The 13,075-nt window shown below is 65.7% G+C and carries 15 protein-coding genes; 7 read left to right on the forward strand and 8 right to left on the reverse strand.

Annotation, left to right across the window (positions count from 1 at the left end; translation table 11 throughout):
• Positions 1–130: 130 nt before the first annotated feature.
• Complete coding sequence (locus A5686_RS18170; protein ID WP_067937188.1) at positions 131–1,357, forward strand: MFS transporter; 1,227 nt, start codon at positions 131–133, stop codon at positions 1,355–1,357.
• A gap of 17 nt (positions 1,358–1,374) precedes the next feature.
• Here A5686_RS18170 and A5686_RS18175 read toward each other — a convergent pair whose 3' ends face one another.
• Positions 1,375–2,412, reverse strand: a complete 1,038-nt coding sequence (locus A5686_RS18175) for an LLM class F420-dependent oxidoreductase (protein ID WP_067937263.1) — start codon at positions 2,410–2,412, stop codon at positions 1,375–1,377.
• Between the two features lie 11 nt (positions 2,413–2,423).
• A complete protein-coding gene (locus A5686_RS18180; protein WP_067937190.1) occupies positions 2,424–2,846 on the reverse strand; it encodes a nuclear transport factor 2 family protein in 423 nt (140 codons plus the stop codon).
• 119 nt (positions 2,847–2,965) lie between these two features.
• On the opposite strand from A5686_RS18180, the gene A5686_RS18185 reads away from it, so the two are divergent.
• Positions 2,966–3,571: a PadR family transcriptional regulator gene (locus A5686_RS18185; RefSeq protein ID WP_067937192.1), complete on the forward strand. Its 606-nt coding sequence runs from the start codon at positions 2,966–2,968 to the stop codon at positions 3,569–3,571.
• A gap of 73 nt (positions 3,572–3,644) precedes the next feature.
• Positions 3,645–4,409: a haloacid dehalogenase type II gene (locus A5686_RS18190; protein ID WP_067937194.1), complete on the forward strand. Its 765-nt coding sequence runs from the start codon at positions 3,645–3,647 to the stop codon at positions 4,407–4,409.
• A 16-nt stretch (positions 4,410–4,425) separates the two neighbouring features.
• On the opposite strand, the gene A5686_RS18195 is transcribed toward A5686_RS18190, so the two are convergent.
• A complete protein-coding gene (locus tag A5686_RS18195; protein ID WP_067937265.1) occupies positions 4,426–5,145 on the reverse strand; it encodes a CoA pyrophosphatase in 720 nt (239 codons plus the stop codon).
• A 79-nt stretch (positions 5,146–5,224) separates the two neighbouring features.
• Here A5686_RS18195 and A5686_RS18200 point away from each other — a divergent pair, with 79 nt between their 5' ends.
• Together A5686_RS18200 and A5686_RS18205 are read left to right on the forward strand one after the other, a co-directional pair.
• A complete protein-coding gene (locus tag A5686_RS18200; RefSeq protein ID WP_067937196.1) occupies positions 5,225–6,118 on the forward strand; it encodes a hypothetical protein in 894 nt (297 codons plus the stop codon).
• The gene (locus A5686_RS18205) at positions 6,115–6,381 is read left to right on the forward strand and encodes a YdeI/OmpD-associated family protein (protein ID WP_067937198.1); all 267 of its coding nucleotides are present in this window, start codon (positions 6,115–6,117) and stop codon (positions 6,379–6,381) included. Before A5686_RS18200 ends, A5686_RS18205 begins: the two co-directional genes overlap by 4 nt.
• A gap of 32 nt (positions 6,382–6,413) precedes the next feature.
• On the opposite strand, the gene A5686_RS18210 is transcribed toward A5686_RS18205, so the two are convergent.
• From A5686_RS18210 to A5686_RS18220, 3 genes are all read right to left on the reverse strand, one after another.
• Positions 6,414–6,767 carry a VOC family protein gene (locus A5686_RS18210; protein ID WP_067937200.1) on the reverse strand — a complete coding sequence of 118 codons (354 nt, stop codon included), beginning with the start codon at positions 6,765–6,767 and terminating at the stop codon, positions 6,414–6,416.
• Positions 6,768–6,836: 69 nt separating this feature from the next.
• The gene (locus A5686_RS18215; protein ID WP_067937201.1) at positions 6,837–7,367 is read right to left on the reverse strand and encodes a hypothetical protein; all 531 of its coding nucleotides are present in this window, start codon (positions 7,365–7,367) and stop codon (positions 6,837–6,839) included.
• A gap of 132 nt (positions 7,368–7,499) precedes the next feature.
• Positions 7,500–8,384 carry a cyclopropane mycolic acid synthase family methyltransferase gene (locus A5686_RS18220; protein WP_067937203.1) on the reverse strand — a complete coding sequence of 295 codons (885 nt, stop codon included), beginning with the start codon at positions 8,382–8,384 and terminating at the stop codon, positions 7,500–7,502.
• Positions 8,385–8,626: 242 nt separating this feature from the next.
• On the opposite strand from A5686_RS18220, the gene A5686_RS18225 reads away from it, so the two are divergent.
• Positions 8,627–9,202, forward strand: a complete 576-nt coding sequence (locus A5686_RS18225) for a hemerythrin domain-containing protein (RefSeq protein ID WP_067937205.1) — start codon at positions 8,627–8,629, stop codon at positions 9,200–9,202.
• A 241-nt stretch (positions 9,203–9,443) separates the two neighbouring features.
• Positions 9,444–10,775, forward strand: coding sequence for an MFS transporter (locus A5686_RS18230; protein ID WP_067937207.1), 1,332 nt, complete (start codon positions 9,444–9,446; stop codon positions 10,773–10,775).
• 357 nt (positions 10,776–11,132) lie between these two features.
• Here A5686_RS18230 and A5686_RS18235 read toward each other — a convergent pair whose 3' ends face one another.
• Complete coding sequence (locus A5686_RS18235; RefSeq protein ID WP_067937209.1) at positions 11,133–11,888, reverse strand: class I SAM-dependent methyltransferase; 756 nt, start codon at positions 11,886–11,888, stop codon at positions 11,133–11,135.
• 49 nt (positions 11,889–11,937) lie between these two features.
• Positions 11,938–12,969, reverse strand: coding sequence for a methylenetetrahydrofolate reductase C-terminal domain-containing protein (locus A5686_RS18240; RefSeq protein ID WP_082947698.1), 1,032 nt, complete (start codon positions 12,967–12,969; stop codon positions 11,938–11,940).
• Positions 12,970–13,075: the final 106 nt, after the last annotated feature.

Raw genomic sequence — 13,075 nt, forward strand, 5'->3', positions numbered from 1 at the left:
AGGCGGGCGCCGAACCGGCGACGTGGCGGCGCGATCGCCGCCAGCGGGAATAACTGCCCAGGTGACATCGCGTTCTATCATCGTCGATCGGCCGGGTACGCACCGTGGATTTGGAGAGGGGAGGGCGTTTGTGACCTCGTCGAATGTGCGCACCGGCCACGATGGCAGGCTCCGGTCGAGGTGGGAGCCGGCGGGGACCAGGGCGCTGTTTGTCAGCGTGTTGACGCTGCTGCTGACCACGGGCTGGGTGGCCAATCACTTCGTCGGGTTGATGCCGGTCATCAGTGACAGCGAGCACCTCAGCACGGCCACCCTCGACGGGATCTTCGGCATTTATGCGGTCGGGCTGCTGCCCGGGTTGCTCGTCGGCGGACGCGCGTCCGACGCGCTCGGGCGCCGGTCTGTGGCCTTGACGGGGTCGGGGGCCGCACTGCTGGGGACGGCGGTGATGCTGTTGTCCCAGCACACAAGTTCTCTGCTGCTGGGTCGGCTGACCGTCGGGATCGGTGTGGGCCTTGCCATCAGCTCGTGCACTGCGTGGGCATCGGATCTGAGAGGGCCCGCGGGTGCCGCGACCGCCGGAGCGGTACTGACGGCCGGCTTCGCCCTCGGTCCATTCGCCGGGGGGTTCATCGTATGGTCCGGCCGGTCCGGCATCCGGCTCTCCTTCGGTGTCGCCGCCGCCATCGTCGTGCTGGCTACGTTCGCCGTCGTCGGCGCGGCCCGACGCGCCGAAGTGACCGGGCCGGTTACGGCCCACGACACGGGGCAAGCGGCAGCGGCCGCACCGGCGGCGCGCGGAATCAGCCGGGCCTTGAGCTGGGCCATGCCACTCGCACCATGGGTATACGCCTCGGCGACATTGGGATTCGTCACCATCCCCACCCGGCTACACACCGCGCTCGCGGCTCCGATGGCGGCAGGCACGGCCACCCTGATCGTCAACGGTGTCAGCGGCGTCGTCCAGGTACTGGCCCGCGTGCTCCGGTGGGGGCCCCGGGCCGGCACCGCGGGAGCGGTGCTGGCCGCGCTCGGCTACGCGCTGGCCGCGATCGCGCCGCCCGCCCTGAGCCCGGCGCTGGGGTTACCGGTCTTGTTCGTCCTCGGCTGCGCCTCGGGCCTGTGCCTGCGGGAAGGACTGATCGACCTGGAGGCCGCCGCCCCGCCGCACCTGCGCGGCGCGCTGACCGGAGTGTTCTACGTCGTCACGTACGTCGGATTCGCGCTTCCGCTGGTCCTGGACACCGTCGGCTCCGCGGCCTCGGCGGTGATTCTTGCCGTGATGGCGGTGCTCGCCTCGACAGTGGCGGTCACCAGAGCGGTGCGGTTACGACGAGATAGTCACCGGCAAGACTGATCTGGTCTTGCCCCGGATCAAACGAGTTCGCGCAGCGTTTCGATCAGCTTGATCCGCTCACCCGTCGTGGAGGCGATAGGCGCCACATTGAGGGTGGTTACCCCTGCCTCGCGGAACGCCGCCAATCGTTCCTTGACGAACTCACGGGTGCCGATCAGGTTGACGTCTCGCACCAGATCGTCGGGCACGACCTGGGCGGCGCCGTCTTTGTCACCGGCAAGGTAGAGCTCTTGAATCCGGTCGGCCTGGGGGCCGTAGCCGTATCTGGTGGCCAGGGTGTGGTAGAAGTTCTTGCCCTTGGCGCCCATTCCGCCGATGTAGAGCGCCAGGTGCGGCTTGACGAATTCCCTTAGTGCCTCGACATTTTCGCCAATGGCCAGAACGGGGCCGGCATAGATGTCGAGCTCACCCAAGTCGGGGTCACGCTTGGCCCGGCCAGCAGCCAGCGCATCCCCCCACACGTCGCGCGCCTTCTCAGGCAGATAGAAGATCGGCTGCCAGCCCTCGGCAATCTCGGCCGCCAGTTCGACATTCTTGGGCCCCAGCGCGGCAATCAGTATCGGAATGCGCTCGCGGACAGGTTTATTGATCAGCTTGAGTGGCTTGCCGAGCCCGGTGCCCTGGCCGGCGGGCAGCGGGATCGTGTAGTGCTTGCCCTCATGCTGCACGGTCTCACGGCGCCACACCTGGCGGCAGATGTCGATGACCTCACGTGTCCGCCCGATCGGGGCATCGTAGGGAACACCGTGGAAGCCCTCGATAACCTGCGGGCCGGAGGCGCCCAGGCCGAGGGTGAACCGACCGTCGGAGACGTAGTCCAGGCCGGCCGCGGTCATCGCGGTCAGGGTGGGGGTACGGGTGTAGAGCTGCAGGATGCCCGAGGCCAACCCGACGCGTTCGGTGCTCGCCGCCAGGTAGCCCAGCGCGCTCACCGCGTCGAACGAATACGCCTCGGGGACAAAGACAATGTCCAATCCGGCGCGTTCCAGGTCGGCCACTTCGGCGGCAACGTCCTTGAAGCCGCCGGCATAGTTGATGCCCAGTCCAATCCGCATGGTCATTACTTTTACGCGGTACCGGATTGATTGGCCAATTCGAGCGCCTCCCGTTGGATGCGATCGAACTGGGCACCCATCGCCTCGGACAGCGCCGTCGCGCCCGAAAGCGGCCGCACCATCACCATGAAGTCGTCGATGAGGCCGTCGTCGTCGAAGTGCAGGAAGTCGCAACCGGTGATCTTCATGCCCGGGGCCCCCGCTATCCCGGTCTCGAACACGAAGGCGTGATTCCGACCGCCGGGGTCGTGGATCTCGCGGACGTAGCGGAAGTCTTCGAAGATCCGCAACACACCGCGCAGGATCGCGGCGGTGATCGGTTTGCCGACATAGGGCTTGAAGGCCACCGGGCTGGTGAAGACCACGCCGTCGGCCAACATCGCTTGGATGCCCTTCTCGTCGCGGTCTTCGACGGCTTTGCGGAACGGGTGCATCGCGACCTCACATGGTCAACTAGTTGAGTAGGTGGATCTGACGCTAGGGCGCCGGCAGGTAAATGTCCAGATGCGATTAATCACTTTATTGAATAATCGTGTTGTTGTAGCATCGATCGATGTCGCTGCGTGACGCGGTGTTGGCCGCCCTCCTCGAGGGTGAATCATCCGGGTACGACCTGGCCAAAGATTTCGACGCCTCGGTCGCCAACTTCTGGCCGGCCACCCCCCAGCAGCTGTATCGCGAACTCGACCGGCTGGCTGAGCAAGGCCTCATCCAGGCCCGAATCGTGCAGCAAGAACGCCGGCCCAACAAGCGCATGTTCTCGCTGACCGAGGCGGGCCGTGACGCGATCCGGCAGTTCACCACCACGGCGCCGAAGCCGTCGGTCATCCGCGATGAATTGCTGGTCAAGGTCCAGGCCTCCGACGCCGGAGACCTCGAGGCGGTCCGCGGATTCATTCGGGAACGACGGGATTGGGCGGTCGCCAAAGCACAACGCTACGAACGGCTGCGGGCGCGAATGCTGGACGGCCGCAGCGAAGAGGATTATCTCGCCCAGGTCGACCGAGTTGGCCCCTACCTGACACTCACGCGCGGAATCTCGTTCGAAGAGGAGAACATTCGATGGGCCGAGCGCGCGCTGAGCATCGTCGAACGTCGCCTGTCCGACGGCGTTGCGCGTACCGCACGATCACGGCGCCGCGCTGCTGCCCGCCGATGAGTCCGGGGAACGGGTCAGCGTTCGCGGAGGGCGCGCATGGGCCGATCGAAGGCCGGCGACGTTAGCCTGAGGAATGACCGAATATCGTTCGCCCTCGACCGGCCGGGTTGTACGTGCCGTTTTGTTCGATACCTTTGGAACGGTCGTCGACTGGCGTTCCGGGATCGCCGCCTCAGTACGCGATTTCGCGCAGCGCCACCACCTCAGCGTCGACTCCGGGGCTTTCGCGCTGGAATGGCGCGGACGGTACCTGCCATCGATGTCCGAGGTCCTTTCGGGCCGTCGCGAGTTCGTGTCGCTGGACATTTTGCATGAAGAAAACCTCCTCGCATCGTTTGAGAAGTTCGGTGTCGCCGCCGAAGTGCTGCCGAGCGAGGAGGTGGAGGCACTCGCCCGGTCGTGGCGCTGGTTGCCACCGTGGCCGGATAGTGTCGACGGCATCGCGGCCATGAAGCGACACGTCATCGTCGGGCCGCTGTCCAACGGCAACACCGGACTGCTGGTCGATATGGCGAAGTACGCCGGTCTGCCATGGGATGTGGTGCTCGGGTCCGATGTCGGCAAAACCTACAAGCCCGATCCGCGTGCTTACCAGACGCCCGCGCATCTGCTCGGTCTGGAACCCGGTGAGGTGATGCTGGTGGCGGCGCACCCCACCGACCTCGAGGCGGCTCAGAACAGCGGCCTGGCCACCGGTTTCGTCGCGCGACCGCAGGAATACGGCCCCGGCCGGGAACTATACCTCGAAGCCACGGGCGTCGACCTCTCGGGCGCATCGCTGGTCGAATTGGCCACGTTGATGTTCGGTGCACCGGGTCGGAGTCGAGGAGATCGCTGAGCCGGCGCCGACTGGTTTACTTCCACGCGAAAACCGGCTGTTCCAACCCGTCGACCGGGTCGGCTCGCCCTTCCAGACACAGCCAGCGCAGCTGCAGCAGCACGGCGCCGGTCGGTGCGTGAATGAGGTCATTTCCCAACGGGATCTGCACGACCGGTCGCGGGCTCTCCGCAATTGTGATGAACCGGGGCGAGTCATCACGCTGGAGCTGGTGGAGCCCCACCCGGTAAACGGCCACCACCTCGTCGGGCGCGGGGCGAGGCTCCAGCCGTCCTCCTCCCCACACGACTACCGGTGTGATCACGTACCCGGACCGGGTGGGGTAGTCGTCGAGCAAACCCAGCACGGTCGAATCGGACAGCTCGACGCCGACCTCCTCACGCAGTTCTCGCAGCGCGGCGTCGACCGCCGTCTCGCCGGGATCGAGCCGACCACCCGGTAGTGCCCATTGGGCCGCATGTGAACTGAGACGAGACGCCCTGCGGCACAGCAAAAACGCGGCCCCGCCGGAGACATCGACCATGCGGCCGTCCAAATGGGTGGCGGGCATCGGACGTCCGCCATTCCACTCGTCCACCGACACTGGATCGACCCGATCCTCCCCCACCTCCGAATCGACCAGTACCACCGCGACGGCCGCGTGCCGCTTTGTCGGATCGGTCAGCACGCGACGATCGTGGCCGTCCAGATGGTTCCGTATCCGCACACGCAAAGCCTGGTCATAGGGGATGGTCACCACCCGAGCCTAAACTGAGGAGCTTTTCTACCGCAGGTCCGTGCTTGGTGGTGGGCTGCGCCAGTGGTTAACTGCGAACATGCGACGACAACCGCTGCTGGCCCGACGTTTTTTCGATCGCTACGAACCGGTGCACGCAGTCACGTACTTCGCACCGGAGGCACGGGCCGCGCTGGACGCACTGGGCTACCGGGGTTTCTGGATGGGCTATTTCGCGGCTCGCTCGGCACCGCTCGGCGCCCTACCCCGCGAGGTGGTCACCGCGGTGTTCTACAACTTCGCGCCCGAACGGGTCGCTAAGGCACTGCCCGCGGCATGGGAGATCGCGGGTCCAGAGGCCGCACTGCGTGCTCGGCAAGAGTCGGCGGTGGCGGCGCTACGCCGCTACGGCCTGGGCTTAAATGAAAATGTCCGCGTTGCAGCCGAACTGGCGAGCAGGGCGGCCCGGCACGCGCCCCTCGATGCGCGCCCGCTGTTCGCGGCCAATGTGGCGCTGCCCTGGCCGGACGATCCATTGTCCGCCCTGTGGCACGCCACCACGCTGCTGCGCGAACAGCGCGGCGACGCCCACGTGGCGGTGCTGGCCGCGGCCGGCGTCTCAGGCCGAGAATCCAACGTCCTACACGCCGCGGCGGGCAACGTCTCTCGCGACTACATCGCACGCACCCGTGACTACGACGAGACGTCCTGGCGTCAACACGAACAAGCGCTCGCCGAGCGGGGGTTACTCAGCAGCGATGGAACACTGACCGCGGCCGGACGGCAATTGAAGGATCACATCGAATCGACGACCGACACGCTGGCGCTGTCCGCACTCGACGCCCTCAACGATGACGAGGTGGAGACGCTGTTTCAGACACTCACCCCGATCACCCGCACGGTGGTCGCGGGAGGCGACGTTCCGGCGCGCACGCCGATGACATTACGCCGCGACGAATTACATGATGACAGCGCGCATCTGGTGGGCCGATGAGCGGCCAGCGCGTGCCGGGCGGTGTCGTGCACAAGTTGCCGGCGGATCTGCGCGAGTCGCTGATCGGCAATGCCACCGCACTAGCCGCGTGGAAGGACATCACGCCGCTGGCGCGAAACGAGTTCATCTGTTGGGTCGAGGACGCCAAGCAACAGGTGACCCGAGAGCGCCGCATCCGCCGGACCCAGGAGGAGTTGGAAGAGGGCAAGCGCCGGCCGTGCTGCTGGCCGGGTTGCAAACACCGCGAGCGCACCGGAAAGTAAAGGCGCACCGGAACTCTCGGGGAGGTGGGCCGCTATCGGTCCAACGGCTTATAGAACACCAAGCCGTTGCCCTTGTTGTCATAGACCACGGCGCGCCGTTCATGGGCGTCGTCGTAAGGGCCCTTCACGATGCCGCCGCCGCTGGCCTCGACAGCCTCCGCCGCGGCATCGACGTCGGTGGTCTTGATCCCGACCACGACCTGGCCCGGGATGGGATGGTCGATCGCGGTCGCCAACGCCAACGTGATCGGGCCCGCGTCCATGGCCGCGAAGTGCGCACCGTCGCGGAACTTCAGTGACATGCCCAAGGTCTCGCTGTAGAACCTGATCGACTCGTCCAGGTCGTCGGTCGACAAGATGATCATCTTCGCTTCGTGCTCACTCATGGCGCCTCCCGTGTCCCACTCGCTCCCAGATCAGGCCGGGTTACCAGTTTCTGCGAGGAAACGCGAATTCTAGGAGTCGAAGCTCAGGTGACGCCAAGATGGAATCGCTTGGCCGTCAGAATAATCCATTGGCAAAGCCTCGCCATGTCCTGCACCGCGGTAGGCGACCGCGGTAGCCAGCGCCGTTGCACCCTCGATCGTCCCAACCACAACGACGTTGTCATTGACCGCGAAATGCGGTGCGGTGGTGATGGGTTGGCGCGCACCATGGGGGACGACGGTGGTTTCCGGGGTGAATCGATAGGTCTGGATGTGCCCGTCGGCGCTGCGCATGGTCACCGAGTTCGCCGACACGGCCACCACAGTCCCTTCCTGGCTCACCGGTTGCAAAGTCGCCGGCGGCTCCAGATCGGCGGCTACAGCGCGCTTCTCAGGCTGGCCTAGGTTGAGCATCAGCGCCGTCACGCAGGCGGCACACAAGAGTGACGCGGAGACGATGTCGCACACCGCGCCGGCGCCGGACAGCCCGCGCCGACGACCCCGATGAGTGGAAGTCGGCCTGCGCTCCGGTGCATCCGGCATGCGGTGTTTGGCGCTCACGGTCTAATCCTTCCAGCGGCGTCACACCGAAGAACACCGGCGCCCACCGAATCAGGTTGTTGCCGTCCAATTACCCGCCGAATCGGACCGGTAAACCGCACTCCGGCCAAGCGGGCCGGTGGGAGATGCGCGTCAGCCCTTGGTCAGGGTGAACTGTGCGACGTCGGTATAGCCCTCACGGAACAGGTCGGCGCAGCCCGTCAGGTACTTCATGTACCGGTCGTACACCTCTTCGGACTGGATCGCGACGGCCTGGTCTCGGCGCGCCTCGAGCGCGGCCGACCAAGTGTCAAGGGTGCGGGCGTAGTGCAGGCGCAGCGGCTGGATCAGCTTGACACCGAAGCCCGCGCGCTCGGCGTGCTCCACGACGCCCTTGGCCTGTGGCAGGTCCCCGCCCGGGAAGATCTCGTCCATGATGAACTTCATGAAGCGCAGCTTGCTCATGGTGATGGGCAGCCCGCGCTCGGCGAACTCTTCGTCGCTGGGCTTGATGATGGTGTGCAGCATCATGACGCCGTCGGCCGGTAGCGCCTCATAGGTCTTTTTGAAGAAGTCGTCGTACCGGTCGCGTCCGAAGTGCTCGAAGGCGCCGATCGACACGATCCGGTCGACTTTCTCATCGAACTGCTCCCAGCCCTGCAGCAGCACGCGCTTGGACCGCTGCGACGGATGGCTGTCAAGACGCCGCTGCACGTGTGCCTGCTGATTGCGGCTGAGCGTGAGGCCCACGACGTTGACATCGTAATTTTCGAGACCGCGGACGATGGTGGTGCCCCACCCGCACCCGATGTCGAGCAACGTCATGCCAGGTTGCAGTCCAAGCTTGCCCAGCGAGAGGTCAACCTTGGCGTACTGCGCCTCCTCCAACGTCATGTCGTCGCGCTCGAAATAGGCGCAGCTATAGGTCCGCGTCGGGTCTAGGAAGAGCGCGAAGAACTCATCGGAGAGGTCATAGTGCGCTTGTACGTCCTCGAAATGCGGTTCCAAGCTGACGGCATCGCCGGATTTTTCGGACAAGGCACAACCTCTGACTGATCTTATTGGCGTACGGGTGCGATCGAAGCTGACCGCTGACTGACGCCCCAGTGTATCCGCCCGGATGCCTGCGCCCTGCCGCCGAGTTCCAGTTCAGGGCCATAGCGCCGATGACCGCGGCGCCGACGGCACACGCGGTTGACGAATCCCGCGCCGAGTTGTTACCTCAGCTGGTGAGCGGGGTAAGCCCGGCTGACCGACATTCAGAGAGGCGGGACACTGCGATGGACGACATCACTATGTTGATCCTCGCCGACCACGAGTGGTTTCGGGAACAGTTCGCGCGACTGGACGATCTGCAGGCCCAGCGCCCCGATGACCGGCCCGCGCTCAAACGAGTGTGGCGTGCGCTCGCCGACAAACTGGACGTGCACGCCTATATCGAAGAAAAGATCTTCTACCCCCAACTGCTGAAACGTGGGGGTGACGACGCCGAAGGCGAGACGCTCGACGCGATCGGCGATCACAATGACATCCGCGACGGTGTGCGCGACGCCGACGCCGCCCCACTCGGCAGCGAGCAGTGGTGGGCGGCCGTAGGCCGCACCCGGGTGGCCAACGACGATCACATGGGCGAGGAGGAACGAGAAGGCCTGTCGGACTTTCGCCGCAATGCGCCCATCGGGCTTCGGGAAGCGCTCGGCCGTCAATACAGCGAGTTCATGGCCGAGCACCCCACCACCAAGGGGTTGTCGATCACGGATCGTGACCCGCAGCGCTACGTCGAACAGTTCGACGAGCCGACACAGGGAAAGCCGGCCGATTTCTCGCTGCGCATCGGGAGCCTCAAAGGCCAATGAGCGGCGCCCGCGAACGAGCCGGCGTGACGCGGATAACCGATTTCGGCCTGCACGGCGGCGGGATTCCGACGTCGGTGACTCCGGCGACGCTCGCCTAACTGGCATCTCCCGTCGATGCGCGTGATTACCCCCACCCCGCTGGTTCGTCCGCGAAATGTTTCGGGTAAGCCATCACTCGATGGTTATTCGACGCCGCCGGAGGAAGTGGGCACGTAAAGACATCAGGGTCGCCGATCCGGCGATGCGCCAAACCATAATGGGCACCGCGATCGGCAACTTCATGGAATGGTACGACTTCGGGGTCTACGGCTACATCGCCACCACGATCGCCCAGGTGTTTTATCCCGGAAAGAACGTCAGCGGCGTTCACCTCATCGCGACCTTCGGCACGCTGGCGGCGGCATTCGTCGTGCGCCCGCTCGGCGGATTCATCTTCGGCCCGCTGGGCGATCGGATCGGTCGCCACCGAGTCCTGGTGGTCACCATCCTCATGATGACGGTGAGCACCACCATGACCGGCCTGCTGCCCACCTACAGCGCCATCGGCATCTGGGCGCCGATCCTGCTCGTCGTCGCACGAATTTTCCAGGGCCTATCGACCGGTGGCGAGTACGTCGGCGCGATGACCTATCTCGTCGAGCAGGCCCCCGACCACAAACGCGGCATGATGGTCGGGTTCTTGCCCATGGGCAACCTGGTCGGATTCGTCCTGGCCGGGTTGCTGGTGACGGGTTTGCAGACCTGGCTGCCGGATGACGCCATGCTGACCTACGGCTGGCGGATTCCGCTGTTGCTGGGGCTGCCCTTCGGTCTGGTCGCCTTGTACCTGCGGCTTCGGCTCAAGGAGTCCTCCGCCTACCAGAGTGCGCACGACGCTGCGTCCGCATCGGGTGGCCAAGGTCGGCAGCAAATTCTGCGCACGGTCGCGACCCAATGGCGCCCGATGCTGATCTGCGCGGCGCTGGTGCTGACCTCCCAGGTCGCCGACTTCATGCTCACCGGATATCTGCCGACGTACCTCAGGCTCTTCGTCCGCGTCGGGCGCACCGCAGGACTGGTCATGATCGTGTCGACCTTGGCGATACTGATGGTCACCGTGGTGCTCGTCGCCGGCTTGTCCGACCGCATCGGCGTCAAACCCATCATGTGGACGGGCTGCGGGCTGCTGATCGTGGCGTCCGTCCCGGCGTTCCTGCTCATCCGCTTCGGGGGCATATACCCGGTGATCTTCATCGGGGTGCTGACGATCGGCCTGATGGAATTGTGCTTTGACAGCACCGGGCCGGCCATGCTGCCGGCTCTGTTTCCGACCAACGTGCGCTATGGGGCGCTGGCGATTTCGTACAACATCTCGATATCGCTCGTCGGCGGTATCACACCCTTGATCGCCCAAGCGCTGGTATCGGGTACCGGCAACGTGATGGTGCCTGCCTACATGCTGATATTCGGCGGCGTAGTGGGCGCCATCACGCTGCTATTCACCCCGGAAGTAGCGCGAAAGCCGTTGCCCGGCTCCGGGCCTGCCGTCGAAACCGAGCGGGAGGCCCGCGCGCTCGCCGAGGAAATCAGCTAACGGCCGTTCTCGACGAAAACGTTTCTTTGGCGCTGACGGGCTGATCCCTTGAAGATGCGGACCGCTTTCCAGCAGCGCCTGGACGCGCTGACCGACCGCCGAGATCGTCCGCACCCGTCACCCCTATTCGGCCGTTCCCGACGACGTACGACACCGGACTCACGAAGTCGCCGCCGCCGTGGAGGCCACCCTGTTGGGCCGCTCCTACGACACTTCGCCGCCCATGCGATCGAGATCGCGCGACGGGTCATCTTCCTGGCCACCGGTGCCAGCCGCCCTCGGAGTCGGTGACAACCGCCCGGGTACCGCACACTCCGCCGAGGACATGCCCGACACGACGTGTTGCCGCCGCATCATTCAGGCGTGACGTAGCACCAGCAACTCACCGGTCAAGGTTCCATCGCCCAACAGCCGTCCGATCCTGGAACTTTGACGTTCGGCGAGCTGCCAGGCTTCCGTGTGGCCGTGCCGCTCACCGAGAACACTCTCTACGGTATCGACGCGCTCGTTCCACGTGTCGTCGATCGGCGGCAGGGCCGCCGTGCCTAACCACTGCTCGACGTGAAGTGAGGCGCCGGTCAATAGCTCACGCAATTCGCTGGGCGTCGGAAAGTGATTGCCTTCCAAAATGTTTGACGGTATTTCCCGGTGCGCGACGAAAACCAGCAGCCCAATGCGCCCACCCGGCCGCACGACGCGGCCCAACTCTGTGAGCAGCGCCAATTGATCCCGCGTCGTACACAACACGCCCAGCGACCAGGCCGCGTCGAAACTGCCATCCCGCACCGGCAGGGCCGATCCGAGAGCGCACACCACCGGAAAACCGAAAAGCTTCTGCGCCGCGCGACAGGCGCCCGTTTCGGGTTCGACGAGCAAGGGCCGCGCCGCGCCGGATCGGGCGGCGTAGGCGGCGGGGCCTCCGACGCCCGCGCCGGAATCCAACAGGGCGGCCCCGGGCGCCAACTCCATCCGCTCGATGAGCCAGTCGAGTGCGGCCGGACTCCCGCTTCCCCGGCACCCGGCAGGAAGGTGATAGTCCGGCCCGAGTTCCGCCGCGACCTGCGCGGTCCATTCGGCTACGGTGTCGAACTCGGCCTCCATTGCGTCCGTCATAGGCGCCGCTCCTCCTCATCGCTACGCTCTGCATCGTCGGCGACGCGCGTCATAGGCGCCGCTCCTCCTCATCGCTACGCTCTGCATCGTCGGCGACGCGCGTCATAGGCGCCTCCGCCCGGATCCGACGACCGACCTCGGCCTTGATCTCCGCGCCAACGCGAGGGCCCGAAGCGGATGCCAGCCCCGAAACGTTGACACCCTCGACGCCCTCGATCGCCAACAACGCTCGAGCCTCGCTCACCGCCGCCGCGATACCGGCGGCCACCGGATCCGCTGCACTCAAAACCCGTTGTGTCACAACGGGGTCGATCTCAAGTCCGGGCAAGTTCTCCAGGACCGCCGCCGAGATGCTGTCGGTGAACACCGCCACCGAGGTGATCACCGGGATTGTCAAGCCGGCCGATCGCGCGGCCGTCATGAAACCGGCGACCATGTCGGGAAAAGGCACATGGTTCAGGATCGCCAGGCTCGCTCCGGCTCGCTGCTTCTCGACCAAGCGAGCCGGTCGGCGGTGCACAGGTGGGGCGGTGGGCGTCTCGGGTACCGCCGCGGCCATGCCGACCGACGCGGCCAGCGACACCAGTCGGGGCCCGTCGAGGTCGAAGGTCTGCGTGACTTCTGGACGCACGTCGTAGCCGCGTCCGTCGCCCGTCACGCACAACACCGTGTCGACATTGATGCTGCGCAATCCCCTCAGTTCCTGCTCGAGGACCACCCGGTTGCGGTCCCGGCACGACAACGTGATCCACGGCGTCACGCCTGCATCGAGCAGCAGCGAGGCCATGAGCGTAGGCGGAAAGTCGGGCTTGTTCTGATGTTCGCCGACGAGGACGGCGTCGCACCCGGGCGCCAGGATGGCCGCGGTGGCCGCAATGTCGTCAGGATCGAACGGGGTGGCACTGAAGTCGGTGAGCACCCGCGGAGCACGCGCGGGACGGGGGGTGGGGCGATCGCCCGACCACGGTACGACGTCGTCGAACACACAAGGACTCGGGCGCATCTCGCATTGTCCGTCCGGGCGCACACCGCCGCACGGTCCAAACTCCATCCGCTTGGGACAACCCGAATCCGCCGGCATTTTCACCCCCTGGAGCGTCAGTACCCAAACGAATGCCCGTGCAAGCGCTCTGACGGCCGCGAGTGAACAGACCGGCTATTCGGGATTAGCAATCGCCCCATGTGGC

It is taken from the genome of Mycobacterium sp. E2479 (genome assembly GCF_001667925.1).
In the GTDB taxonomy this organism is placed as follows: Bacteria; Actinomycetota; Actinomycetes; order Mycobacteriales; family Mycobacteriaceae; genus Mycobacterium.